Annotated in this window: 21 protein-coding genes, 1 tRNA gene and 1 pseudogene; 13 read left to right on the forward strand and 10 right to left on the reverse strand. The window is 60.6% G+C overall.

Annotated elements, in window-relative coordinates:
* The first annotated feature begins 3 nt into the window (after positions 1 to 3).
* Genes WG934_RS06980 through WG934_RS06990 form a run of 3 tightly spaced genes read left to right on the forward strand, consistent with a single transcriptional unit; the run spans position 4 to position 4551 of the window.
* On the forward strand, positions 4 to 3285 hold the full coding sequence (locus WG934_RS06980; RefSeq protein WP_339989366.1) for a DEAD/DEAH box helicase: 3282 nt from the start codon (positions 4 to 6) through the stop codon (positions 3283 to 3285).
* A gap of 1 nt (position 3286) precedes the next feature.
* Complete coding sequence (locus tag WG934_RS06985; protein WP_339989369.1) at positions 3287 to 4318, forward strand: Eco57I restriction-modification methylase domain-containing protein; 1032 nt, start codon at positions 3287 to 3289, stop codon at positions 4316 to 4318.
* Between the two features lie 5 nt (positions 4319 to 4323).
* Positions 4324 to 4551: a helix-turn-helix domain-containing protein gene (locus WG934_RS06990; protein WP_339989371.1), complete on the forward strand. Its 228-nt coding sequence runs from the start codon at positions 4324 to 4326 to the stop codon at positions 4549 to 4551.
* Between the two features lie 155 nt (positions 4552 to 4706).
* On the opposite strand, the gene WG934_RS06995 is transcribed toward WG934_RS06990, so the two are convergent.
* Positions 4707 to 4979: a DUF2188 domain-containing protein gene (locus tag WG934_RS06995; RefSeq protein WP_339989374.1), complete on the reverse strand. Its 273-nt coding sequence runs from the start codon at positions 4977 to 4979 to the stop codon at positions 4707 to 4709.
* A 153-nt stretch (positions 4980 to 5132) separates the two neighbouring features.
* On the opposite strand from WG934_RS06995, the gene WG934_RS07000 reads away from it, so the two are divergent.
* Positions 5133 to 5909 carry a DNA-processing protein DprA gene (locus WG934_RS07000; protein ID WP_339989377.1) on the forward strand — a complete coding sequence of 259 codons (777 nt, stop codon included), beginning with the start codon at positions 5133 to 5135 and terminating at the stop codon, positions 5907 to 5909.
* Positions 5906 to 6889 carry a DUF4192 domain-containing protein gene (locus WG934_RS07005; RefSeq protein ID WP_339989379.1) on the forward strand — a complete coding sequence of 328 codons (984 nt, stop codon included), beginning with the start codon at positions 5906 to 5908 and terminating at the stop codon, positions 6887 to 6889. The genes WG934_RS07000 and WG934_RS07005 overlap by 4 nt, the downstream gene beginning before the upstream one ends.
* 5 nt (positions 6890 to 6894) lie before the next feature.
* Here WG934_RS07005 and WG934_RS07010 read toward each other — a convergent pair whose 3' ends face one another.
* The 3 genes from WG934_RS07010 to WG934_RS07020 are packed head-to-tail and all read right to left on the reverse strand — an operon-like array spanning position 6895 to position 9706.
* Entirely contained in the window at positions 6895 to 7707 is an 813-nt protein-coding gene (locus WG934_RS07010) for a hypothetical protein (protein WP_339989383.1), read from the reverse strand.
* The gene (locus WG934_RS07015; RefSeq protein ID WP_339989386.1) at positions 7704 to 9374 is read right to left on the reverse strand and encodes a hypothetical protein; all 1671 of its coding nucleotides are present in this window, start codon (positions 9372 to 9374) and stop codon (positions 7704 to 7706) included. Before WG934_RS07015 ends, WG934_RS07010 begins: the two co-directional genes overlap by 4 nt.
* A complete protein-coding gene (locus WG934_RS07020; protein WP_339989388.1) occupies positions 9353 to 9706 on the reverse strand; it encodes a hypothetical protein in 354 nt (117 codons plus the stop codon). Before WG934_RS07020 ends, WG934_RS07015 begins: the two co-directional genes overlap by 22 nt.
* Positions 9707 to 10338: 632 nt before the next feature.
* Here WG934_RS07020 and WG934_RS07025 point away from each other — a divergent pair.
* From WG934_RS07025 to WG934_RS07035, 3 genes are all read left to right on the forward strand, one after another.
* A complete protein-coding gene (locus tag WG934_RS07025; protein ID WP_339989391.1) occupies positions 10339 to 10875 on the forward strand; it encodes a hypothetical protein in 537 nt (178 codons plus the stop codon).
* 170 nt (positions 10876 to 11045) lie between these two features.
* A complete protein-coding gene (locus WG934_RS07030) occupies positions 11046 to 11204 on the forward strand; it encodes a hypothetical protein (RefSeq protein WP_339979231.1) in 159 nt (52 codons plus the stop codon).
* A 77-nt stretch (positions 11205 to 11281) separates the two neighbouring features.
* Positions 11282 to 11683, forward strand: coding sequence for a VOC family protein (locus WG934_RS07035; protein WP_339989393.1), 402 nt, complete (start codon positions 11282 to 11284; stop codon positions 11681 to 11683).
* A gap of 46 nt (positions 11684 to 11729) precedes the next feature.
* On the opposite strand, the gene WG934_RS07040 is transcribed toward WG934_RS07035, so the two are convergent.
* Positions 11730 to 12605, reverse strand: coding sequence for a VOC family protein (locus tag WG934_RS07040; protein ID WP_339989396.1), 876 nt, complete (start codon positions 12603 to 12605; stop codon positions 11730 to 11732).
* Positions 12602 to 13618, reverse strand: coding sequence for a zinc-dependent alcohol dehydrogenase family protein (locus tag WG934_RS07045; RefSeq protein ID WP_339989398.1), 1017 nt, complete (start codon positions 13616 to 13618; stop codon positions 12602 to 12604). Before WG934_RS07045 ends, WG934_RS07040 begins: the two co-directional genes overlap by 4 nt.
* Before the next feature lie 168 nt (positions 13619 to 13786).
* On the opposite strand from WG934_RS07045, the pseudogene WG934_RS07050 reads away from it, so the two are divergent.
* Positions 13787 to 14707: pseudogene (locus tag WG934_RS07050) on the forward strand (class C sortase); the annotation flags it as partial.
* A gap of 441 nt (positions 14708 to 15148) precedes the next feature.
* Here the strand turns inward: WG934_RS07050 and WG934_RS07055 are convergent.
* Positions 15149 to 16003: a GDSL-type esterase/lipase family protein gene (locus tag WG934_RS07055; RefSeq protein ID WP_339989401.1), complete on the reverse strand. Its 855-nt coding sequence runs from the start codon at positions 16001 to 16003 to the stop codon at positions 15149 to 15151.
* Between the two features lie 132 nt (positions 16004 to 16135).
* Positions 16136 to 16708 (reverse strand): PPA1309 family protein, encoded by a 573-nt coding sequence (locus tag WG934_RS07060; protein WP_339989403.1) that lies wholly within the window; start codon positions 16706 to 16708, stop codon positions 16136 to 16138.
* Between the two features lie 187 nt (positions 16709 to 16895).
* Here WG934_RS07060 and WG934_RS07065 point away from each other — a divergent pair, with 187 nt between their 5' ends.
* The 4 genes from WG934_RS07065 (at position 16896) to WG934_RS07080 (ending at position 22974) form a co-directional block, all read left to right on the forward strand.
* Entirely contained in the window at positions 16896 to 19898 is a 3003-nt protein-coding gene (locus WG934_RS07065; RefSeq protein WP_445228215.1) for a UPF0182 family protein, read from the forward strand.
* A 252-nt stretch (positions 19899 to 20150) separates the two neighbouring features.
* Positions 20151 to 20227: transfer RNA gene (locus tag WG934_RS07070), tRNA-Met, on the forward strand.
* A 717-nt stretch (positions 20228 to 20944) separates the two neighbouring features.
* Entirely contained in the window at positions 20945 to 21877 is a 933-nt protein-coding gene (locus tag WG934_RS07075) for a hypothetical protein (RefSeq protein WP_339989408.1), read from the forward strand.
* A gap of 188 nt (positions 21878 to 22065) precedes the next feature.
* Positions 22066 to 22974: a trypsin gene (locus tag WG934_RS07080; RefSeq protein ID WP_339989410.1), complete on the forward strand. Its 909-nt coding sequence runs from the start codon at positions 22066 to 22068 to the stop codon at positions 22972 to 22974.
* Between the two features lie 9 nt (positions 22975 to 22983).
* Here the strand turns inward: WG934_RS07080 and hisN are convergent, their stop codons facing one another.
* Complete coding sequence (hisN, locus tag WG934_RS07085) at positions 22984 to 23772, reverse strand: histidinol-phosphatase (RefSeq protein WP_339989413.1); 789 nt, start codon at positions 23770 to 23772, stop codon at positions 22984 to 22986.
* A gap of 4 nt (positions 23773 to 23776) precedes the next feature.
* Entirely contained in the window at positions 23777 to 24625 is an 849-nt protein-coding gene (locus WG934_RS07090) for an inositol monophosphatase family protein (protein ID WP_445228216.1), read from the reverse strand.
* Between the last annotated feature and the right edge of the window lie 12 nt (positions 24626 to 24637).

Consider the following 24637-nt stretch of genomic DNA (forward strand, 5'->3'; position numbering starts at 1 on the left):
CCGATGAACGCCCCCCAGCTCAGCACCTACCGCGAGATCAAGCCGGTCATCTACTCGTGGTCGACCCCCGACGTCCCCAAGTACAACGGCTGGGAGAAGATCGGCTACACCGACCAGCAGACCGCGGCCGACCGGATCGCCCAGCAGGCCTCCCAGATGAACGTCACCAAGGACATCAACTGGACCCGGAAGGCGTTCTTCACCAGCGAGGGCGCCGACGGCTCGTTCACCGATCACGAGTTCCACCGCTACCTCAAGCAACAGGGGGTGGAACGCGAGCTGAAGCCCAAGCGCAGCGAGTGGCACCGGTTCGCCGACATGCCGCGCCGGTCCATCGACTACTTCAACGACTTCGCCGGGCAGGACTTCACCGACCTGCAGGTCGAGAGCCAGGACCTGTACCAGCTGCGTCCCGAGCAGGAGGATGCCGTGCAGCAGGCCATGGAGGCCTTCGGCAACGGCGCCACCGACGTGCTGTGGAACGCCAAGCCCCGGTTCGGCAAGACGCTCACCACCTACGACCTCATGCGCCGACTGGGTGTCACCAAGGCCCTCATCGTCACCAACCGGCCCGCCATCGCCAACTCCTGGTACGACGACTTCGTTCGCTTCATCGGCCACCAGACCACCTTCAAGTTCGTCTCGGAGTCACCGGCCCTGGCCAATCGCAGCCCGATGACCCGGGCGCAGTACCGCTCGCTGCTGGCCCAGGAGCCCGAGGCCACCATGATCGAGTTCCTCTCCCTGCAGGACCTCAAGGGCTCCCAGTACTTCGGCGGCGAGTACGACAAGCTGCGCCACGTGGCCGACCTGGAGTGGGACCTGCTCGTCATCGACGAGGCCCATGAGGGCATCGACACCGACCGCACCGACGTGGCCTTCGACCACATCCACCGTGCCCACACCCTGCACCTGTCGGGCACGCCTTTCCGTGCACTGGCCTCGGGCAAGTTCGCCCCCGAGGAGATCTACAACTGGACCTACGCCGACGAGCGCGAGGCCTTGCAGGCCTGGGACGACGAGGCCGAGGACAACCCCTATGCGGCCCTGCCCAAGCTGAACATGTACACCTATCAGGTGTCACGCATGATCAGCGACCAGTTGGAGGTCGGCGTGGCCCTGGCCGAGGACGAGGCCAACATCGACTACGCCTTCGACCTGGGAGAGTTCTTCGCCACGAAGGACAACGGCTTCTTCGAGCACGAGGCCGAAGTCATCAAGTTCCTCGACTGCCTCACCGCCAACGAGAAGTATCCGTTCTCCACCCCCGAACTGCGCGACGAGATCCGGCACTCCTTCTGGCTGCTGGATCGCGTGGCCTCCGCAAAGGCCCTCGAACGGCTGCTCAAGAAGCACGAAGCCTTCAAGGACTACACGGTCGTACTGGCCGCAGGTGACGGACGCAGCGCCGACGCTGATGTCGCCCTCGTCGGCAAGTCGCTCGACCGGGTCCGGTCGGCGATCGCCGAGGCCGAGAAGACCGGCGGGAGGACCATCACGCTGTCGGTCGGCCAGCTCACCACCGGCGTCACCGTGCCGGAGTGGGCCGCCGTCATCATGCTGTCCAACATCACCTCGCCGGCTCTTTACATGCAGGCGGCCTTCCGGGCCCAGAACCCGCACGCGTTCGAGCGCAACGGCCAGCTGCTGCAGAAGCACAACGCCTACATCTTCGACTTCGCCCCCGAGCGCACCCTCACCATCTACGACAAGTTCGCCAACAACCTCAGCGCCCACCCCTCGGTCACCACCGCCAGGCGCCAGGACAACATCCGCACCCTGCTCAACTTCTTCCCGGTGATCGGCGAAGACTCTGAGGGGCGCATGGTCGAGCTCGACGCATCCCAGGTACTGACCTTCCCGCAGGTGTTCAAGGCCCGCGAGGTAGTGCGCCGAGGCTTCCTGTCCAACCTGCTGTTCGACAACGTGGCAGGCATCTTCCGCTTCTCCGAACACGTCATGGACATCCTCAAGAAGCTCCCCGAGGCCAAGGCCGGCAAGCTCAAGTCCGGCAGCGAGATCGAGCTGCCCGAACCCGTTCCCACCGTCGACTGCGAGGGCAATGTCCAGGTCGACGCCGAGACCGTCATCAACCCCAAGGTCGAGCACCTCGGCAAGCTGGTCTGGGATGTCCAGGAGCTGGCTGCCATCACCCCCGACACCCCGCGCGGCGAGGCCGTCAAGCGCGTCGTCGACCTGGTCAACCAGAAGCTCCAGCCCACCCGCGACGAGCTCAAGGAAATGTACGGGCTCACGGCCAAGCAGGTCGAACGCGACGAGAAGGCCACCGCAGAGCGTGCACGCGTCGTCATCGAGCGCAAGATGACCGAGCAGACCATCGCCGACAAGCACCTCACAGCCCGTCTCGCCGAGGCCGCCACCGAGGCAGAAGCACACGCCATCGAAGCAGAGCGCGAGAAGAAGCAGCAAGCGTTCAGCGCCGAACTGGTCGCCGCCGTAGAGGAACTCACCAGCACAGTCCCCGCCGAGGTTGTCACCCGGGAGGAGACCAAGAAGGAACAGACCCGCGCGAACACGGCCATGGAGGATGCCCGCTCCCACCTTCGCGGCTTCGCCCGCACCATCCCGATGTTCCTCATGGCCTACGGCCAGCGCGAGGTCAAGCTGTCCAACTTCGACGAGTACACCCCCGACGATGTCTTCGAGGAGGTCACCGGGATCACCGAGGAGGAGTTCCGGACCCTGCGTGACGGCCAGACCATCACCGAGGACGACGGCACCCAGGTGAACATCCCCGGGCTGTTCGACGAGGCTGTCTTCGACCAGTCGATCCAGGAGTTCCTCGACAAGAAGGAAGAGCTGGCCGACTACTTCAACCCGGCGCTCAGCGAGAACATCTTCGCCTACATCCCCCGCCAGAAGACGTCGTTGGTGTTCACCCCACAGGCCGTGGTGACCCTCATGGTCGACGAGCTCGACACCCAGAACCCGGGCATTTTCAGCGACCCCGACAAGACGTTCGCCGACCTGTTCTCCACCGCAGGCCTGTTCCTGATGGAGCTGGTGCGGCGCTTGGACGTTGGCCTGGCCGACCAGATCACTGACCCCCACGAGCGGCTCCGTCACATCCTGACGACTCAGCTGTTCGAGATGAGCCACAACGAGATCCTGCACGAGATCACCTTGGAGGCCGTCTCCGGCGGCGTGGAGGAACGCAGGCGGTGGATGGAGGAGTCCGGCCACTACCGTGTCGGCAATCTCGCCAAGATGACCCCCGACGAGCGCCAGGCGCTGGTCGACGACATGCTCGCCGGAAGGAACTGAGATGCCCAAGAAGTTCGACGTCGTGATCGGCAACCCGCCCTACCAGGAAGAAGCCAAGGGGGATTCAAACCGAAGCGAGCCGATCTACAACAAGTTCATGGACGCTGCGTACGAGGTCGGGATGAAGATCGTGCTCATCACCCCTGCACGATTCTTGACTCGAGCCGGACAGACGCCTAAGGCGTGGAACGAGAAGATGCTCGCCGACAGCCACCTAACGGTGGCTCACTTCCAGCAGGACTCCTCGCTGTTGTTCCCCGGGACGGACATCAAGGGTGGTATCGCAGTGACCTATCGCGACGCGGATCGCGAGTTTGGTCCTATCGGCACATTTACGCCCCATAACGAGATCAACAATCTGCTCGCGAAGACCAGGCATGAAGCGAGCCTCATGCCTATCGTGAGCCCCACCGGTCTCCACCGCTTCTCGAAGAAGGCTCTGGATACGGTTCCACTCATCGCTCAGGTGCAGGGAGCGGGAACCGGCACAAAGATCACGTCCACAAGCGTGACCGCGCTCGTCGGCCATGTGTTCTTTGACGACGTGTCCGAGGAGAGCGAAGACCATGTTCAGATCATCGGGATCTCGCGCGGTCAGCGGGTCCGGCGGTGGGTACGCCGTTATTACCTCGAGCCCCAGACGTCGCTGGGCAAGTGGAAGGTGATCATTGCCAAGGCGAACAACAGCGGTGCCTTCGGCGAAACGCTCTCTGGGCCGTTCGTGGGGGAGCCTAACCTGGCGCACACCGACTCGTTTATGTCCGTTGGTGCATTCGACAGTGAAGCCGAAGCCGCTGCGGCCCTCGCTTACCTAAAGACAAAGTTCTCCCGGGCACTTCTAAGCGTGCTCAAGACGACCCAGGACAACCCCAAGGGTAAGTGGAAGTACGTGCCGGCTCAGGACTTCTCAGCCAACTCCGACATCGACTGGACCAAGCCGATCCCCGAGATCGACCAACAGCTCTACGCCAAGTACGGCCTCGCCGCCGAAGAGATCGCCTTCATCGAGGACAACGTCAAGCCGATGGAGTGAGCGTGATGACCGACCCACTCGACCCGATGCAAGGCATCGCTGGCCGTGTGCGGGCCGCCCGCGAAGCGCTGGGTTGGACCCAGGCAGAGCTGGCCACCCGTGCTGGCCTGTCACGCCCCACGATCGCCCGGATCGAGCGCGGGGATGACGTCTCCACCGCGACCCTGGCCAAGGTCGTAGATTGCCTTGGACTGACGCTCACGGTGTTGCCTGAGGAAGCAGATCAAGGTTAGAACTCGCTGTCACGGGATCGGCCTCTGTAACGAAAACAACCCCACGCCTGTCAGGCGTGGGGTTATTTCCTATGATGAGTCACCTACGGCCATTGGGAAGGACCCCAACGCTCCGCGAGTGGCTCCTCGGTACTTAGGGATACCGAGGAGCTTTCTCATCCCTTGGGCGGGTGCGGATCGTTCCCGTAGGAGTTCGAGCCACCGATCTGGCCGTCCTTGTTGTGGATGACGTGCTCGGTGCCCCGACGCATCGCGGTCTCACGACCGGTCGCCTGGGCCTCGGCCTTGGTGTCGAACACCTTGGGGACGCGCGACGCACCCTCAGACTTGTTGCCCCAACCGCCGCCCGGCATCGGGACGGTGTGAACAGGGTTCTTCGGCATTGATTTCACCTCCTCTCGCGCAACTGGTGTGGATGATTTCCACACCTCACCATTGTATCGAACACATGTGTGATCAAGTGTGGTGAAGCACCGCAGTCGCGGTGCCGGGAACCCCCTCGGGAGCCCCGGCCAGCGCCACATTCACCTGAGCTCGGCAGCGACGACGCCGGGGCTCCTCCCCAACACCGAGGAGGACCCATGCGCACCTATGCCCAGAAGCTGCACCAGACCGCCTGCGAGCGCGCAGGAACTGACGACAACCATGCCCGTTGGCTCGCCGAGGAGCACGGCATTCGCTTCATCACACCCCACCACGAGGAGTGGCCTGAACAGCTCAACGACCTCCACCTGCTGGACATCGGCGAGGTCGGCGGCGCGCCCATCGCCCTGTGGGCCCGCGGTGGCGCCGTGTCGACCGGTCCCGCTGTCTGCCTGGTGGGCTCTCGGGCCTCCACCGCCTACGGCGACCGGGTGGCGGCCGATCTGGCCACAGGGCTGGCCGAGGCCGGTCTGGCCATCGTCACCACCCCCAGTTACGGTATCGACGCCGCCGTTGCCCGCGGGGTCCTGGCCGCCGACCGGGGAGCCCAGCTCGTCCTTGTGGCCGCCAGCGGCCTGGAGACCGCCTATCCCCGAGCCCACGCCGACCTGATCGAGCAGGTGGTGGCATCCGGCGGCTGCCTGCTCACCGAGGTACCGCCGGGCGTCTCTCCCACCAGAGCCCGGTTCCTCGACCGTGCCCGCATCCTGGCCGGTCTGTCGACAGGCACCGTCGTCGTCGAGGCCGGCATCCGGGCGGGTGCCCGGCGGACCGCCGACTGGACCACGGCCCTCCAGCGGCCCCTGATGGCCGTCCCCGGGACCATCCACTCCGCCACCTCCCACCTGCCGCACCAGCTCATCCGCGAGGGCCATGCCGCCCTCGTCGCCTTCACCACCGACGTCCTCACCACCCTCGAAGGAGCCCAGTCATGACCACCGAGACCATCCGCGTGAGTGACGACCAGGACGTCCTGGCCGTCATCCCGCCCCTGTTGGGCTTCCAACCTTCCCGATCCCTGGTCGTCGTGCTGCTGGCCGCTGGCCGGGTCGCAGTGACCGGCCGGTTGGACCTGGCCCAGGCCCGGGAGCCGGGCTCACAGCGGGCTCTGGAGGCAACGCTGCGCCGGACGCACGCCGACTCAGCCATCCTGGTCGCCTACGACGACGAGCTGAGCACTGGCACCGCCGACCTGCTGCAGCACTGGGTCGACGAGTTGCCGACCACCGCGGCCATGGTCGGCATCGACTTGGACGTGCTGACCGCCATTCAGGTGGGCACCTGCCAGGGCCTGTGGCGCTCGATCTGGGGTGCCCCTGAAGGCGAGCCACTCGACGACCCACGCACCAGCGCTGCAGGCTGCGCGGCCATCTACGCAGGGTGCGCCCCGGCGGCCTCCAGGGAGGCCGCAGCCGCACTCCTGGAGCCTGGGTCACAGCCGGCCCCGTCCGGGTTCGAGGTGGCCGCCGAGGCGGCGCTGCTCGGCGTCCAGGACCTCGGTCTGAACGAGGCCGGCTCGGTGCTGGACGGCTACCTCGACCAGATCGACCGAGACGAGGCCCTGCCCGATGAGGTGCTCGGCGCCGTCGCGGCACTGAGCTGCCTGGACGCCGGCCTGCGGGCGGCCATGCAGCGGATCAGCACCGACACCGCCGAGCGCTGGCACGCCTTCTGGTCTCAGGTGGCCCGGCTGTCGCCTGGCGCGCTGGCCTATGGCCCGTTGGTGGCGGCTGGGTGCTCGGCCATCGCCACCGGGGAGGGCATGGCCGTCAACGTGGCCGGCGACCACGCTGAGCGGCTGCGCCCGGGCCACTGGGGTGTTGCCCTCCTGCGTCGAGCCAACCAGGACGCGGTGCCCCCGTCGGAGTGGCCGGCGATCCGCGAGGCTGCGTCCCTGCTGGAGCTCTCGGCATGAACCGCTCAGACCCCCGCTGCCCACGAGGCGGCGGGGGTCTGAGTTTTCAGTCCTTGGGGCTCTGGGGGGCGCTTGTCCTGCTCACTCTGCAGATCACTCGACCCCTCGCCCGAGCCCTCTCCCGGCCGACGCCAGACCCTCGGCTCGAAGTCGCCCTCAGCCATCCGCTCCAGCTGCTTGGCGCGCAGTTGGTCGAACCATTGGCGCGTGTGCTTCAGCTGCATCACGTCGTCGGCCATGTACCAGCCCGTCGGGTCATCGGCCTCGCGCTCGGCCCGCAACTGCTCGATCTGGGCAGCGGCATCCTTGGCCTCGGCGAACCACTTGCTGTTCTCCTGCTTGCGGTCCTCGCGCTTGGTCATCAACGTCAGCACGGCCGGGTGGAACACCTGCGCATGACGCCTCAGGAACGCCGGACCCAGACCCTGGGGGAAGCGAGCCTCGCCGACACGACCACTGGCCACGATCGTCGGCTGGAACTGATTCTCGAACGCCTCCACGGCACGCAGCACGGCCTCGCGCTTCGGGTTCTCGTCGTGCACGTCGGCAAATCCCGAGACGAACGCCTTGGGCTGCCCGGTCGAAGCGTGAGCGGAGGACGTCGGTTCGGTGGTCTGGCGGACTGCCCCTTCGGCGGCCTCCCGTGCTGCGCTCTCGGCGGCCTCCCGTGCTGCGCTCTCGGCAGCCTCCTGGGCAGCCCGCTGATGCTCGGCGAAAGCCTCCGACTGCTCGTAGGCCCCCCACTCGTCCCAGGCACGACCAACGGCCATCACCTCGTCCAGGGACAGGCCTCGCTGAGCCGCCTCGGTGAAGCTCATCCCGGGCTTCTCCGGGGGTTCTCCAACCACGCCTGCTCGTCGAAGACCGGCTCCTCGGACTGCCCGGTCGCAGCGTGAGCGGAGACCGGGGCATCGACGTCTGCAGCGTGAGCGGAGGACGGCGTGGGAGTGTCTTCGTGAGCGGGCTCCTCGGACTGCTTCTTCCACTCCAGCACGATGTGGCGATCCTCGGCATCGTCGAGCCACAGACCACGCTCAGTGAGCAGCTCGTCGACCGTCACACCCTCGCGCTGTGCCCAGTCCTCCAACCACGGCTCCAACTCGGCCAGCTCGGCCCGCAACTGCGCCTGTGCGGCGGCCTGCTCCTGGGCCTCCCGGGCCAGCCGCGCGACCAGTTCCCGCTCGCTTCGGGCGAGCTCGTCGACGACGCGCTGAGCCTCGTCGAGTTCAGCTTGTGTGGGCGTGCTTGCAGCACGCGACGGGGGAGTCTGCGCGTGTGTCGGTCGTGACTGCCGCGGACGACCAGCCGCGTTGCACTCCAACTGCGACCCGATGCCCTCGATCACCTCGCCGGTCTCGGCGACGACGACATCGTCCCAGCCATACCGCGAGCCCAGGGTCCTCGCCCCGGTGAAACGCGGCATGTGTGGCAGCTTGAACGAGATGCTCTGCCGACCGGCATTCCGACCGGTCTTCGTGGTGCGGTAGTGAGACTCGATGCCCTGCTCGGCCAACACCGCGCGCAGGCCATCGACGTCGACGGCACGCGGGTCGTTCATCGCCACCTCGATCGCGTTACGGATCACGTCGGCGTCGCTGCGCTGGCCAGCGGCCTCGGCACGACGATCCTGGACGGTCCGGTTGACCGCCGGGTCACGCACGGACTGCGGCAGGATCTGCGGCCCCAGGCCGTACTCGTGACCCCGCTCGGCGAGCCAGTCGTCGAACGTCGTCCGCAGCACGAACACGTCGGACAAGCCGCCGGCCTGCTTCTGCCCGGCGTGGTACGTCCTGCCGCCCAGCCCCATGTCGGCGAACAGCGTTGCGTTCTCGACAGCGTGGACGTGGAACTTGGGGTCCGGCCTGCTGCCCTTGAGCGGCGCCGTCCCATCGGCCTGGGCGATGAGTTGCACCTGCAGACCGGGACGCTGCTCGGCGTAGAAATCGACGACGCACCGGAACGCCGCGGCGCACTTCTCGGGATCGTTCGGATTCACCTCGTGCAGACCAAACGACAGGATCACATGCCGGGCCTCCGCCTCGCGCACCCGGCCGCCCTCGATGGCGATGTGCGTGGCCTCGTCAGGACCAGCCTCGACATAGCGGCGCCGGACCAGCTTGTGGGTGGCTCCCTCGGCACCCCGGCCGGCGTACTCATAGGCCACACCCTCGCGCCGGACGTGGGTGGCGTCCTCACCGTCGCGCGGCACGCGCCAATAACGCCGACCGTTCGGCCAGCGGTCACGCACGTACGACGGGGTCTCACTCGGCTCGGGGAGCGTGTACGTCGCCTTCACCGTACGCGTCCGGCCGTTCGTGCCGTGACGCCTGCGCGTGGCCTCGAACTCACGGGCCGCAGTTCGCGGTTGGCAATGCTGGCCCGCGGCGTACAACACGCGCTCGCCGACCTGGTTCGTCTTCTCCGTGGTCGTGTAGGCCAACGCGCTCGCGGCGTCGGTGACGATCAGCGACTTGATCGTAGGCACGCCAACGCCTCCTCGACCCGCGAGACCAGCGTCCCCTGAGACTCCACAGCCGTGGTCAGCCCAGCCAGCTTCCGGCCCACCGCAGCAACCGCGTCGGAGTCCACGACACGACCGGTATTGCCGAGCTTCACCATCTGGTTGTGGTTGTTGCCGATCTTCTGATTCTGAAAGCTCAGCGACCGGTACGCCGCGGCCAACTCGGTGACTGCATCGACCAGCTCACCCAGCACGTCCGCATCGACAGAAACCGTCGTCGGACGACGCGCGGCCACAGCCTTCGACAGACGTTGCTCGACGGCCCCCAGCGACGGCGAGGCGAGAGCCTCATCCACCACCTCGATGGCGCTACGGATCGCGTCCGAACGGCTGCCCCCAAGTGCCGCACGCACCCGCCCCAGGGCAGCCACATGCGCCGACGCGAGCCTCACCGTCACCATCTCGGTGGAGCCGCCGTCCTTCGCGCTTCGCACTCCGGCCGCCGAGTCGACGACTCCGTGACGGGCACCAAGCCCGTGACCTCGGCCAGCCGTCCAAGAGCCTGCTCGTGAACCGCAGGGGCGATGCCGGGGGGCAGCGAACGAGGGGGGGGAGAGCACGGCGATACGGTCGCCGGTGCAAGGCTTGGGGGTTGAATGAGCATGGCTCATTCAACCATGGCGACTACTGGTACCGGCTCGGCACCTCGGCGCGAGCTGTGACAGCCCCGCACGATCGCCTCAGGCCGCCAGTGGAGGCGTCATCAGCGGGAAGAGCCGGTCTAGGCTTGGGCAAAGAGATAACCCCGGAGACTTGCAAGCAGAGGCCTTCCGGGGTCTTCAAGAGCAATCTTAGCACAGGGGGCTGGGTGGTGTTCTCGCAGGAGCGGGTGGTAGCTGTGCTGTCCTCCGAGCGGTTTCGGCCCTACCTCGATGCGTGCGAGGGCGATCCTGAGGCAGCCCTGCACCTGTATGAGTGGAACCTGGCGATGACGGGGGCCATGTACGAGTTGATCGGCATGTGTGAGATCGCGCTGCGCAACACGATGGAGAGCCAACTCGCTGTCCTGCACCAGGACTCGTCCATGGAGTGGTTCGATGACCCCGGCCATCTGCTTCAGCACCGCGCCCACGCCGACATCGCCACGGCGAGACAACGAGCTACCCGAGGCGGCCGGTCGGAGACGCGGGGGAGAGTCGTGGCTGAGTTGACGTTTGGGTTCTGGCGTTACTTGCTGGCCAGTCGCTACGAAGCAACGCTGTGGACGCCGGCTCTTCGTCACGGATTCCCCAACCTGCAGCCGCAGAGTCGCCAGAAGGTTGATCGTGTGGTCGCGTCCATGCATGCCCTGCGCAACCGTCTTGCTCACCATGAGCCCATTCATGGGCGCAATCTGGCGAGGGATGTCGAGGACTGTCTCAAGCTCTTGGGGTGGATCGACACGGATGTGCAGGCGTGGGCGTCCAGTGTTGAGCGCGCGGGAGCGGTGCTGGCGTCGCGCCCTGACCAGGGGCTTCTAGGCTGATTGCTCACGCCGCAACCACCCAATGACCGGCCAGCACCAGGTGCTGGCCAACCACCAATAGTTCGACACGTGCCCCCTCAGCTCCACTGAAAGCGGAAAACCCCCTACCTGTTAGTGCAGGTCAGGGGGATTTTTCTTTGGAGTTTGAGAGTTCTCGTACTATTCAATCTATGAAACTCGTGCCGTATCTCATTTCCATTCTGCTCGTAGGTCTAGGCGCGTTTGTCGTCTACCTTGGCGAACAAGATGATTCTCCAGGCCTGGGCGGGATTGGGCTGATCATCATGGTGGTGGCCGCTATCATCGCGATTCGGCAGATGCGAAAGTAGACCGCATTCCGTGCCGACAACTCCACCCCGCCACCACACCTATTGCACCTGCACAAACACAGGTCTACTTTTAGGACATGATCAACGCGACGCCATACATTGGCTTCACTGGCCAGGCCGAAGAAGCACTGAACTTCTACGCATCCGTTTTCGGCGGCACCCCAAACACCCTCCCATGGTCCAACATGGGCTCCGACAATCCGGGCATCATGCACGGCCACCTCGTCACCGACGCAGGCTGGGATCTCATGGCTGCAGACAACCCAGAGCATTCTGACGACGACACCCAACAGCGCGTCACCATCTGCGTATGGGGAGATGACACAGACGCGATGGTCGAGCAGTTCAATGCCCTCGCAGAAGGCGGCACCGTCACCATGCCACTCGAACCTCAAGCATGGGGCGCGATGTTCGGCGGTTTGAAGGATCGCTTCGGCGTCGACTGGGGCTTCAACGTGGAGCCTAAGAAGGCCGACTAGGTTCGCGAACCACTAGGCTCACGAGCCATCAGAAGCGACCGAACCACTAGAAGTCGTCAATAACGATCTTCTTCATACCCATCAGCCGGGAGTACGCTCCCGGCTTTTGCATGAGCTCTCCCAGATTTGCGGGCACAATCTGCCAGCTCACCCCGAATTCGTCCTTGCACCAGCCACATGCTTCAGCTTCAGGTACCGCCGACAGCGCAGCCCACAAGCGATCGAGCTCTTCCTGCCCATCGGCTTCGACCAGCAAGGACACGCCCTCGCTGAACGAAAACTCATGGTCACGGCCGCCATCAATCGCTGAGAACCACTGCCCGGCGAGCTGAAAATCGCTGTACATCACAGCGCCCGGCACGTCCGGGTTGGGGAGCGTGGCACCACGGGATCCGTCGAAAAGCTTGATGTACTTGGCACTCGCTGCCTCAGCCTGCGGAGCCTCGCCAACAAACAGCAGCTGCGGAGTCACGAACGGCCGCGGATCACCCGCCGGATCGGTCAGACAGAGCTGCCAGTTCACGCCGAACCGATCAGCCAGCCAACCGTAACGAGCCATGAACGGGTATTCGCCAAGCGGCATGAGCACGTGCCCGCCATCGACAAGCTGTTCCCACGCTCGCTCCAGCTGTGCCTTCGCATCCGGCAGCACACTGGGGTCGAAGTTCAGAACAAAGCTTATCGACGGATTCGGCGCAAAATGTTCGTCCGCATTAATCAGCGACAATCGTGTGCCAGCAATGTCGATATCGATGGTCAGCGTCTGGCCTGCGAATTCTTCTTGGAAAGGCAGCAAGCCAGTTTCGGGGTAGCGCACGGTCTGCACGATCGTGGTGTCGGGAAATACTGATGTGTAGAAAGCTGCTGCTTCGTCGGCAGTGCGGTTGAACCAAATGCTCGGGATGATTTTCTGGGAGGTCATGGCTGCACCAATACCTTGATGGCCTCGCGTTGATCCATGGCGCGGTAGCCTTCGGCGATGTCGTCGAGAGGCACGGTCTTGGTGAACACCTTGCCGGGTTCAATCTTGCGATCCATGATCAGCTGAATCAGCTCTGGCAAGTATTTACGCACTGGTGCCGGCCCGCCCATCAAGTGAACTTCGCTGGCGAACAGGGAATCTCCAGGAATTGCGACATCGTGTGAGACACCGACGAAGCCGACGTGTCCGCCTGGGCGGCATGCCTTGATCGCCTGCATCATCGACTCCTGCGTTCCCACAGCCTCGATGACCGAATGTGCGCCGAGACCATCGGTGAGTTCCTTGATTTTTGCGACGCCGTCATCCCCACGCTCTTCGACAATGTCGGTGGCACCGAACTCTCGGGCCAGTGCCTGTCGGTCAGCGTGTCGACTCATCGCAATAATTCGATCGGCACCCATCTGCTTCGCAGAAAGGACAGCCAACAGACCAACAGCTCCATCACCGACGACAACCACGGTCTTGCCTGGACCAGCTTGAGCTTCATCCGCTGCGAACCAGCCGGTGCCCAGCACGTCCGAGGCCGCCAGTAGGGAAGGGATGAGGTCGGCATCTGGTTGGGACGGCGTTGCGACGAGAGTGCCGTCGGCAAGCGGAACTCGCAGGTACTCGGCTTGCGCCTTGCCGACGAAACCGCCGTTGACGCATCGTGAGTGGTAACCGGCGGTGCAGATGTCACAGGTGTTGTCGGATAGACAGAACGAACCAATGACGAAATCGCCTACTTTGACGGTGCGGACTTCGCTGCCGATTTCTTCGACGATGCCGACGTACTCGTGGCCCATCTGGCGTGGTTCTGAAATATCATCGTGACCGCGATACGGCCACAGGTCGGAGCCGCACACGCAGGTTGCGACAATCTTGATAACAGCGTCGGTGGAATCCTTGCTGGTCGGTTTATCGATCTCCGCAACGCGAATATCGCCCGGCCCGTGAATGAAGGTCGCTTTCATAGTTTCCACTATGTCACTGATGGTTCGAGCTGTGTCGAAATACATGGCGTTCACCACATTTTGCCTGCTCACGTAACGTTCACAATCCCGCTGAGCGATAGACTAGCCAAGGGGTAAACCTCATTATGGCGTTCCCCGAATTTCTGCTTTTGTGCTGGGAGAGTAAGTATGGCGAATCGTTCGGCTACGAAGCGTAAGGGCGCAGCGTCAGCAGCTGGCCAGCCTGATGCGCAGTCCGCTGGAAAGTCGGAGGTCAAGCGCAAGCGCAGGGGCGTTCTGCTCCCAGTGTTGTTGATCTTGGTGGGGCTGGGAGTGTTGTTGTACCCGGTCGTCGCAACGCAATGGAACAACATGGGACAGCTCAAAGCTGCCGAGGAGTACTCCAAGTTGGAGAAAGATATTCCTCAGGAAGTGAAGGACACTGCGTGGGAAGAAGCGCATGTCTACAACGACACGAAGAATACGGGTCCGATTATGGATGCGTGGTCGTCTCGTGCTGCCACGGATAATCCCGAGTATCAGCGCTATGAGCAGCAGCTCAACCAGGCAAATGCCATGGGCCGCATCATTATTCCTAGTATCAATTCTGATCTGCCTATCTATCACGGCACTTCAGACGCGGTTTTGCAGCGCGGTGTTGGCCACCTTTTCGGCACAGATTTGCCGGTAGGCGGCATTGGTAAGCACTCCGTGTTGTCCGGCCATACTGGATTGTCGAATGCAACGTTGTGGGACAACTTGGTCAAGGTCAAGGAAGGCGATGCCTTCTATATTGCCGTTGCTGGCCACAAACTGAAGTACGAAGTTCATTCGATTCGCGTGGTAACTCCCGACCAGACAGAAGTTCTCGAACCTGTCGAAGGGGAGGACCTGGTCACTTTGGTCACGTGTACTCCGTATGGAATCAACACGCACCGCCTCATTGTTCGTGGTCATCAAGTTCCTATGGATCCATCCGACGAACAGTTCTTCGACGATTCCGGCCTGAACTGGCAGTGGTGGATGTGGGCAATTCTTGCCGCCACCATTCTGATTCTCGCTCTGTTGTTCTGGTGGGTTCGCCGGATGATGCGTGGTGGAAAGCCTTCGGAGACTACAAAGGACACACTTGACGACGTCGACAATGACGCTGCAGAGTCCTCTAACGAAGATGTTGCTGCTGGTGACGATGCTGGCATGAACTCTGGTGACACTGCAGAGACTGGTGCAGGTCAGAGCGTAACGTCAACTGTGAATCGCGATGATCAGCCGGCGCGAGAAGCAAAGCCACCGAGCGAATCCCAGCGCAATCCCGGTCCCAGGGGGAATGGGATGAAGCGTTCCGCCTGGGATGATTGGCGCTAGGCATGCCGGTTAGATTGTGATTGCGTAGCCCCATAGAACGAAAATGAGCCACACTCAATCGCGAGTGGTGCTCATATTGCGTCGCCACCTACGGTTGAGGCGCACATGCGAAAAGCCACGTCGATTCGACCTTTCGACGTGGCTTTTAGTCCGGTAAGTAGTACGAACCGGGCTTCGGAGAATTACTTAGAAGCTGCCCCAGTAAACGTTAGCGATAACGTCGGAGAAGACAGTAGAACCGCGGTGGGTCAGGTGGTTAGTCATATTGTACGACGCGACATCAGAGTCCAAGATTGCGGAAACCATACGCTCTCCGTCGCGACCACACATTGCCATGTTGATATTGGCGATGTCCTTCATGTTGACGAAGCCTGCGCCAGTTTCGTTCGCAGCACGCTGCTGACGAGCCTGGGTTGCCATCTCGATCTGGTGCAGCGGAGCAGCTGGGATCTGAGGAGCGAAGCCGTAGGCGTTGATTGGGCACGCGTAGTGGCCATCAAGCGCGGAGCGAGAGGTGAACTCTGGGTAACCCACGACCATGATGCGAGCGGAAGGAATGCGCTGCTGTACCTTGCGGATAGCGCCGGTCATTGCGGCATTGAAACCCTCATCCTGAAGTGCGCCTGGCGCCCAGAATGCCTGCATGGAGTCGTTTGCGCCAACGAAGAAGGTGACCAGCTTAGTCTCGTGGTTGATGGCGTTGCGAGCAAGTGCGTCATCGACCTGAGCATTCAAGTTCTTCACTGGATCGGTTGGGACGTATGCGGTGGTGCCGTTACAAGTGAAGTCGTGAATCTGAAGGTTGAGCTTATGACCAACCTGGCGAGAAACGTTGGTGTTGCCCTGAGGACAACCGGTCCAGGAGCCTTCCAGGGTGTTGTCCTCTGGGCCTGGGTTAGCAGGGAAGGAGTCGCCGAATGCAACGTAATTTGGGGTGAACGGGGTCCAAGCCTGCGCGATGCCACCGGTCAGGATAGTGGTTGCTGCGGTTGCTGCGGCAGCGGTGATGGCAGCAACGCGACGAGACATAGTCTTCTTCATGTTTTGGGGCTCCATGGTCGAATAGAGAACTGGGCAGACACCTAAGAAACGCTCAGGGGTGTCTTTATCACTCTGTTATAGAACAGGTTTTTCCCGAGGTTGTCAACCCGGTTACGGGCGTAAGTAATTTGGTTATGAAAATGTTGATGCGAGTGCAGCGATAACGCCGTCGGCAATTCCCTCTCCGGAATGGAGGCGAATCTCGTCATCGGCGAAGGGACCCCACTCGTCTAGTTCAGCGTCTGTGGGGCGGGGTTGAATGAGTGTCAGTGATGGTCCGTCGGCCAGTACTCCCGAGAAAAGTCGAGCTGGCCGGGCGATTCCTTGGCCGGAGGTGGACTGCAATTCATCGAGTCGAATGTTGTCTAGTGCACCTTCGTCTTCCGGGGCGACGATGAGGATCTCCTGAGCCAAAACGGCGCCGACTACACCCTCGGGCCATGTCGTTCGTGCAATAAAGTCGGCAAGCTCCGGGCTACCCCCGTCAATCCCCTCCGGAAGTGTTTCCTGTGTGACTAGAGTGACTGGTGAGTCGTCGAGAAGCGAAGGATCCAGGCTTTCCGCAACAAGTTCAGTCGGAACCAACGCAAACAAAGATGGGCGAGCATCCCAGCCCTCGGCGTGAACAAACTCCACGGCCTCGCGTACGGCTCGATTCAAAGCCTGCTGAGTGAACGGGCCGAAGCTAGAAGCGTCAAAAGTCATAGCGGAAAACTCCGAACTGTAGGTAGGAAGTGGCACGAGAGAAACCTATATAGATAGGTATATGCCGACGAGAAGAATCTAATGCGTTCGCTACGGGCGAAGGTCATAACCCAATCTGGCTGTTCTATTGCGCACGTTCTTCTTTAGAGTAGAGGTCAACAACAATTCGTGACATCAAGGAGTGCCGTTGTCTGTCAATATGGCCAGACCACGACGAACCGGATCCGGAAAACCAGGATGGCTCGCCAGTACCGTAATGGTGCTCGCTGTCCTGGCCATGCTGGTTCCGATCATGGTCAATATTTATACCGATTTTCAATGGTTCGGTGAAGTCGGCTTCCGCGGGGTGTTTGCCACAACCTGGATAACCCGACTGATTCTATTCATTGTGGTTGGGCTGATAGTCGCGGGGCTGGTATGGCTAGCAATGTGGCTAGCCTGGCGCGGGCGACCGGACAATATTGGCCCAATTGACCCGGAATCGCCACCGGCAATGTACCGAAAGCTTGCCGAATCCAGCGTGAAGCCGGTCATGGTCGGTATCCCGGCTGTATTCGGTGTTCTTGGCGGTTTGATTGGGCAGGCAAACTGGCGTGAAGCCCAGTTGTTCCTTAATCGACAGAGCTTCGGTCATGCGGATCCGCAGTATGGCAAGGACCTTGGCTTCTACGCCTTCGAGCTGCCGTTCTGGAACTTCATCGTCGATACTTTGGTGATGTCGGTCGTCATCGCGTTCCTCATGTCACTGCTGACGCACTACCTACTGGGCGGTATCCGTGCAGGTAACCCGACAACTGGGGAAAAGACCCGCGTCCAAAACGTCACGCGCGCCCAGCTTGCTTCGTGGGCCGGTGTCTTCATGCTGCTTAAAGCAGTGTCGTATTGGCTGGACCGTTATGAACTGCTGAATGCACGTCACGCTACATTCACCGGTGGTTCGTACACTGACATCAATGCTTTGTTGCCAGCAAAGATTGTCTTGCTGGTCATTTCTATTGTCGTCGCTGCGGCATTCTTTGCAGCCATTTTCTTGCGTAATCTTTCCATCCCAGCAATGGCCACAGTGCTGATGCTCGTTTCTGCAGCTGTGATCGGCGTTGCGTGGCCAATGGCTGTCGAACAGTTCAGTGTGTCGCCTAACCGTGCTTCGAAGGAACGCGAGTACATCGCTCGAAATATCGAGTCGACTCGTTATCACTACGGACTTACCGACGACAAGGTCACCATCGACCGCAACTGGGGAGCCCCAATGGCAGATGGTGAAGACGAAAAGGCCGCAGAACAGGGCGCGGACTCAATTGCCAAGGACAAGGCAACGCTGTCTAATATCCGTATCCTCGATCCGGAAGTACTGCCACGAACCTTTACTCAGCAGCGTCAGCTGAAGAACTTTTACGGCTTCCCGGACACCCTGGCTATCGATAGGTATGAAGTAGACGGCGAAATGAAGGACTTCGTCGTAGCTGCTCGTGAACTGAACCCGCAAACTTTGCAGGGCAACCAGACTGACTGGATTAACCGCCACACTGTGTACACACACGGCAATGGCTTCATCGCGGCTCCTGCAAACAAAGTGGATGAAGTTGCTGCAGAGTCCGGCTCGTCGCGAGGCGGGTACCCCCTGTACACCGTGGCCGACCTGTTCGAGTCCGAGGATCCGAACGGCATGAATTTGAATCTCAAGCAGCCACGTATCTACTACGGTCCGGTGATCGCCAACACTCCAGCTGATTACGCCATCGTTGGAGGTAACGGCGATGGTAAGGACTTCGAATACGATGCCGATGGTCGCAACTTCACCTATGACGGTGCCGGTGGTGTTGGAGTTGGCAACTTCTTCTCGCGGGCAATGTTCGCGGCTCGTTACCAGGAAATGAACATCCTGCTGACGGACCGTATCGGTGACGACACCAAGATCATCTATAACCGTGACCCTCGTGACCGTGTGCAAAAGGTTGCTCCATGGTTGACGACGGACACTCGCACGTACCCAGTTGTCATCGAAGGCCGACTGAAGTGGATCGTCGATGGCTACACCACGCTTGCGCAAATGCCATATTCCGAGCGCACCAGCTTGCAGGAGACGACTCAGGACTCAACGAATCCTGACGGAACTCCACGTCCGCTGCCGAACTCAGATGTCAGCTATATTCGTAACTCGGTCAAGGCGACCGTCGATGCGTACGACGGCACCGTGGAGCTTTACGAATACGATGAGAAGGACCCTGTGCTAAAAGCATGGCAGGGCGTATTCCCTGGCGTCGTAAAGCCGAAGTCTGAAATCTCGGCAGAGCTGCAGGAGCACTTGCGCTACCCAGAGGATCTATTCAAGGTGCAGCGTGAACTTATGGCGCGCTACCACGTTGAAGACCCAGGCGTGTTCTTTGCGAACGATGCATTCTGGTCTGTTCCTTCGGATCCAACAGCTCCAGAGTCGGAGGGGCTGTCGCAGCCGCCGTACTACGTCATCGCATCGGATCCAAAGACCGGGGAACCATCATTCCAGCTGATTTCCGCGTTCCGTGGTTTGGAGCGTGAGTTCCTATCCGCGCATATGTCGGCTTCATCGGACCCTGACACTTACGGACAGATCACCATTCGTGCGTTGCCAACGAATACGCAGGCGATGGGTCCTCGCCAGGCACAGGACACCATGATGTCCGCCGACCAGGTTGCACAAGACCGTACCTTGCTCGAGGGCACCAACGTTGTGACCAACGGCAACTTGCTCACACTGCCAGTGGGTAATGGCGAAATCCTGTACGTCGAACCTGTCTACACGCAACGTAAGGACCAGGAAACGGCATTCCCTAAGCTCCTGCGCGTCCTCGTGAGCTACCGCGGTGAGGTTGGCTATGGAGCCACCGTTGGTGAAGCTCTGGAGCAGGTAGGCATCGATCCTTCCGCGACTACCAAGGTTGCGGGCGAGGATGTCAAGCGTGACGACGGACCGAAGCCAGCAGAGGGAGATGCCCCTAAGGAAGGCGAAGCGGAGAATCCGCAGGCACCAGAAGATGGCGGGGACGGCAAGGTTGACACCGCTGCCCGCGACGAGGCTGCTGGTCGCATTTCGGACGCGCTAAAGAAGCTGGAAGAGGCGCAGAAGTCGGGAGACTACGCTGTGCAGGGTGAAGCCCTCGCAGAGCTCGATAAGGCCGCCGCTGACTACCAGAAGGCAAATGGCCAGTAACGGAATACGCGAGGATTAGGCAATTGTTGGTGAGAAACACCTAACGACTGCTGACTGTGACAGGCCAGTTACGTGCGATGACCAGGGGATTGGTCAAAGCGTGTACTGGCCTGTTAAGGTTTAAACTCGTTGGCAACGACGACCGATGCAGAGTTAATGCTGTTGAGGAAACGTCGTAAAGCTGACAGTTGCTGTAGAACACGGTGATTTGGAATCTGTATGGTTCCAGTGTTACAGTATTCAAGCAGTCGGCGCGGGGTGGAGCAGCTCGGTAGCTCGCTGGGCTCATAACCCAGAGGTCGCAAGTTCGAATCTTGTCCCCGCCACCAATTTTCTGAAGCCCCTGATTCGCTTTCGTGAATCAGGGGCTTCTGCGTCGTTCGGCGGAAATTCTTGCCGTTTGTCGGACGACGTGAGTGACATGGGTGCAAGTCGGGACTGCACTGGTCGGCTGGGAGGTAATGGTCTGTGGGGAAGTTCCCAGCGCCCTCTAGTTGCGAGTGCGGTAGAGCTCAGTTGCGACCTTAACTTCAATGCAAATTCTATTTATGCTGGCATGCCTCCTCTGGGAGGGGTCTTAGGCAGGATGTGGCGCAATCGGCTCGCCATCTTTTCCATAAAGTATTGGATGCTTTGTCGCCATCTTAGGGACATGAAACATGGTTTGAAATTTTCAGAAGTCCCGTCGGTGGCGGGGAGTTACTTCAATCTGCACAATTGGTTAATAATTTGTGAATACCGAGGATACTGTTTCGCTCATTAAATGTTGATTACCCCCGAAAGGAATATTGGGAAATATAAGCAGTTAATCGATATCTGCAGGTGGTGGAACAGTTTTTATTAATCGCGTTAAGGATAATCCATTCTCGGCCGGTGCTCGGGCTGCTTCTCAGTTATATTTTTGCTGAGGGCTAGATCAGAGTGAATGGTCTACGGGTGTCGAATAGTGATCGTCGCAATCTATGGTGTGCTCACTTTTCGAGAGCTTCGTCCGTGAAAATTCGTGTGAGCCCGAATTCAAACCAATTCATTAAGGACGGTTCATTATGAAGAAGCTTTCTTCAGTTGTAGCAGCGGGCGCTCTCGCTGTAGGTATGTTTGCTGGTGCTAGCGCGTCTTTCGCTGCTCCAGGTGAAAATGTAGGAAACGGTAACCAGAACAACGAGGCTCCTGCTGCAGACGCAGGTAATGGACAGGCAGCAAAGCCTGAAAAGACCGAAGGCCAGAACGACGGCAAGGACAATTCTGGCAAGAAGCCAAACGAGGAAGACGCTAAGGACCCGCAGCAGGGTGCAAATTGTGGCGAAGGTGAAAACACCGGCAACCCATGGTGCACGCCTGATGCCGAGGAACCAACCGAGGAACCTACGGAAGAGCCAACCGAGGAACCAACCGAGGAACCTACGGAAGAGCCAACCGAGGAACCAACCGAGGAACCTACGGAAGAGCCAACCGAGGAACCTACGGAAGAGCCAACCGAGGAACCATCGGAGTCCGAAGAACCTACCGAGTCTGAGGAACCATCGGAGTCCGAAGAGCCAACCGAGTCTGAGAAACCATCGGAGTCCGAAGAGCCAACCGAGTCTGAGAAACCATCGGAGTCCGAAGAGCCAACCGAGTCTGAGGAACCATCGGAGTCCGAAAAGCCAAAGCCTGAATGTGACGACAAGGACGAGAAGGACAAGGGTGACGACAAGTGTGACGACAAGGACAAGGGTAAGGATGTCGACAAGCAGCCTTCCCCAGTCAAGGTCGTTGAGGTCAAGCCGGCTCCAGGCAAGGGTGACGCTGCTAAGCCAGTCGTAAAGACGATTGTTGTTAAGAAGGAAGCTGCTCCGGCAACTGCTAAGAAGGTTACGGTCGCTAAGCAGGACACCCTGCCAGTAACCGGCGTTGAGGTTGCAGGTATCGCTGCTGCAGCTGTTGCAATGATGGGGGCAGGCGCAGTCGCAATGCGCGCATCTCGTCGCGATTCCTAAGACGAATGCCCCTGTTAGGGCTGACCGTCTAGTTTAAGGTGGCTACCTCCCTTGTCCGACGCACTTCAGCGTATGGGCAGGGGAGGATTGTTATTTGCAACTCCGCTGAGCTTGCTTATTCTGGCTTGCTTCGACAACAATTGTGGTTCGTTAGAAGTTCGGTGAAGTTGACAGCGCAGGAGGATGCAATGCGGGTTTCCGAGTTTAGTTCGATTGGTCGCAAGACCTCACTGCTACTAGCAAGCTGCGCAATCGCCCTCACGGCAGCCGTGGGATTTGCACCTGCTGCAGTGGCAGACCCCAATCCTGCACCATCTGACACTCAAAACCAGGACACGATGTATCCGCATCCTGTCCGCGATGACTTGGTGTCAAAGATCATGGCGCTCTCTCCCGGCAATGTTCATAACCGTATTGCAGGCAGCTTCTTTGATTCGCCAACTGCGCCACCAGCAGCTACAGAGCTCGCTAACCAAGGACGTGTCCTTGTTGGCCCAGGTACACCGCTGCTTGTTGGCTATGGAGAAGCAGAGCAAGTCTGCACCGTCACCGTTACAGGTCGGGACAATCAAGACCGCCTCGTCGGCATCACGGCAGGGCACTGCGGTCGACCTGGTACTGCAGTTCGCTCCATGGACGCGATCGAAGTTGGCCCATTTGGCACCATCGAGCGTGTAAATGATGAACTCGATTACTCCGTCATCGTTTTCGATGACCGTGCCGAACTCACTGCCGACTACAACAACGCACGCATTTCACAGACTGGACCACTGCCAGCCCCAGGATCCGAACTGTGCAAGCTTGGTATCGCCACAGGCAAAACATGTGGCCCAGCGTGGACTTCTATCGACGTCGCCAATCCGAAGCCAGCGAATATCGAAGCCCAGGTGTGCGCGAGCCAAGGTGACTCCGGCGCCCCTGTGTTCCAAGGCGAAACTCTCGTCGGAATGATCCGTGGTGCCCGTCTCCAGCCAGCATGCGTCACCCCACTTCAGGGCGCACTCTTCGCTCCAACCTTGGTGACATCCATTGATGCCATCTTCGCTGACATCAACGCCAACCCGGGTGCAGGTCAAGGACTACGCATTACGACGTAGCCACCCAAGCTACCTCGTAAGCTTGCTCAACACGACGTCGTGAAGCAGACCGTTCGTGGCCACGGCGTCGCCACCATGGGGGCCAGCTTCGCCGGCAAGTGACGTGAATGTGCCACCAGCCTCGCGGATTACGATGTCGAGAGCAGCGAGATCCCACAGCGAAACCTCAGGCTCGGCTGCCACGTCCACGGCACCCTCTGCGACCAGGCAATACGAGAAGAAGTCGCCGTATGCGCGCAAGCGCCACGCCTCATCTGTCAATGCAATGAAGTTCTCGCGGAGGCCGCGCTCCTGCCAACCGCTGAGCGACGAATTCGAAATCGAGCAATCCGCCACCTGCTCGACACCCGAGACGTGAATCTGCTTTGGCTTGTCCTGACCAATCGAGGTCTTCCACGCGCCTTCACCCACGGAAGCCCACCACCGGCGCCCAAGTGCAGGGGCAGAAATGACACCAACGACCGGCTTACCGTCTTCCAGAAGAGCAATCAACGTAGCCCACACGGGTACGTTGCGCACAAAGTTCTTGGTGCCATCGATCGGGTCGATAACCCACTGACGACCGTCGAAAATAGCGTCGCCACCGAACTCTTCGCCCAAGACTTCATCATCAGGGCGTTCGGTGCCAAGAATGTCCCGGAGCTGACGTTCACACTCGATGTCCGCATCCGACACAGGCGAAAGATCTGGTTTTGAATCCACCTTCAAATCAGCGGCCTCGAAACGAGACATAGTTAAGGCATCAGCGGTATCGGCCAACTTCAAAGCAAGAGCGAGGTCATCAGCGAAATTTGTCATGGCCTCAGTCTACGGTAGGGCTGTCACCCAGGATTGATGCCAACTCGGCCACGCTGCTCTGTGAACCGGCCACGCGCCAACGGCCCGCGAGCGTGCCCACGCCACCCGCGCCACACACGAGGGCATAACCCGGCAACCAATCCCATGGAGCGACATCGCGCTGAAACCATGCCCCCAGGCGACCATCTGCGACACCGGCCAAATCGATCGACGCTGACCCCATCACCCGCCACGTCGCAAAGCGGGACGTCGCGTCGGCCCAGCGGCGAGCGCAATCGATGTCCTCGGGGGTGTGTGAGTCAGGATCGATAGCAGTGGAATGCAAGTAGGTTCCAGCACACACTGTGTTCAATGTCGCATCGTGAATGGTCAGCTCCGTGCGGGTGCCATCCGCCTCCACGCGAGTGGTGGGCAAATCAGGGCCACCGACCCATGTTTCTCCCGTCGCCGGACGGCTGACGGCACCAAGGATAACTCGCTCTGGCTTCTCTGGATCGCCTTCCACAAGCGCGATGGCACTGCACCAGTAGTCAGATCCGGTAGTGAAATTGTAGGTGCCATCGACTGGGTCGATAACCCATGTTAAACCAGATTCGGAATACTTGGCCGAGCCTTCTTCGCCCAAAATCCCATCTTGCGGGCGCAAGCTGGACAATGATTCGACGACAAGCTTCTCGGCGGTGCGGTCAGCTTCGGTCACGACATCGGAGATGGAAGTCTTGAATTCGGTTTCCAGCCCGTCAGCTCGCATGCGGGCAGCTAGAGACGCTGCACGACGCACAACTGCTGTAGCTAAATCAGCTTGTTCGGCCAAGGAATAGGATTCAGACTTGTTCTCCGTCATACGTTCCATTGTGCCGAAAAC

The organism is Corynebacterium sp. H78 (assembly GCF_037572275.1).
Taxonomy (GTDB): domain Bacteria; phylum Actinomycetota; class Actinomycetes; order Mycobacteriales; family Mycobacteriaceae; genus Corynebacterium.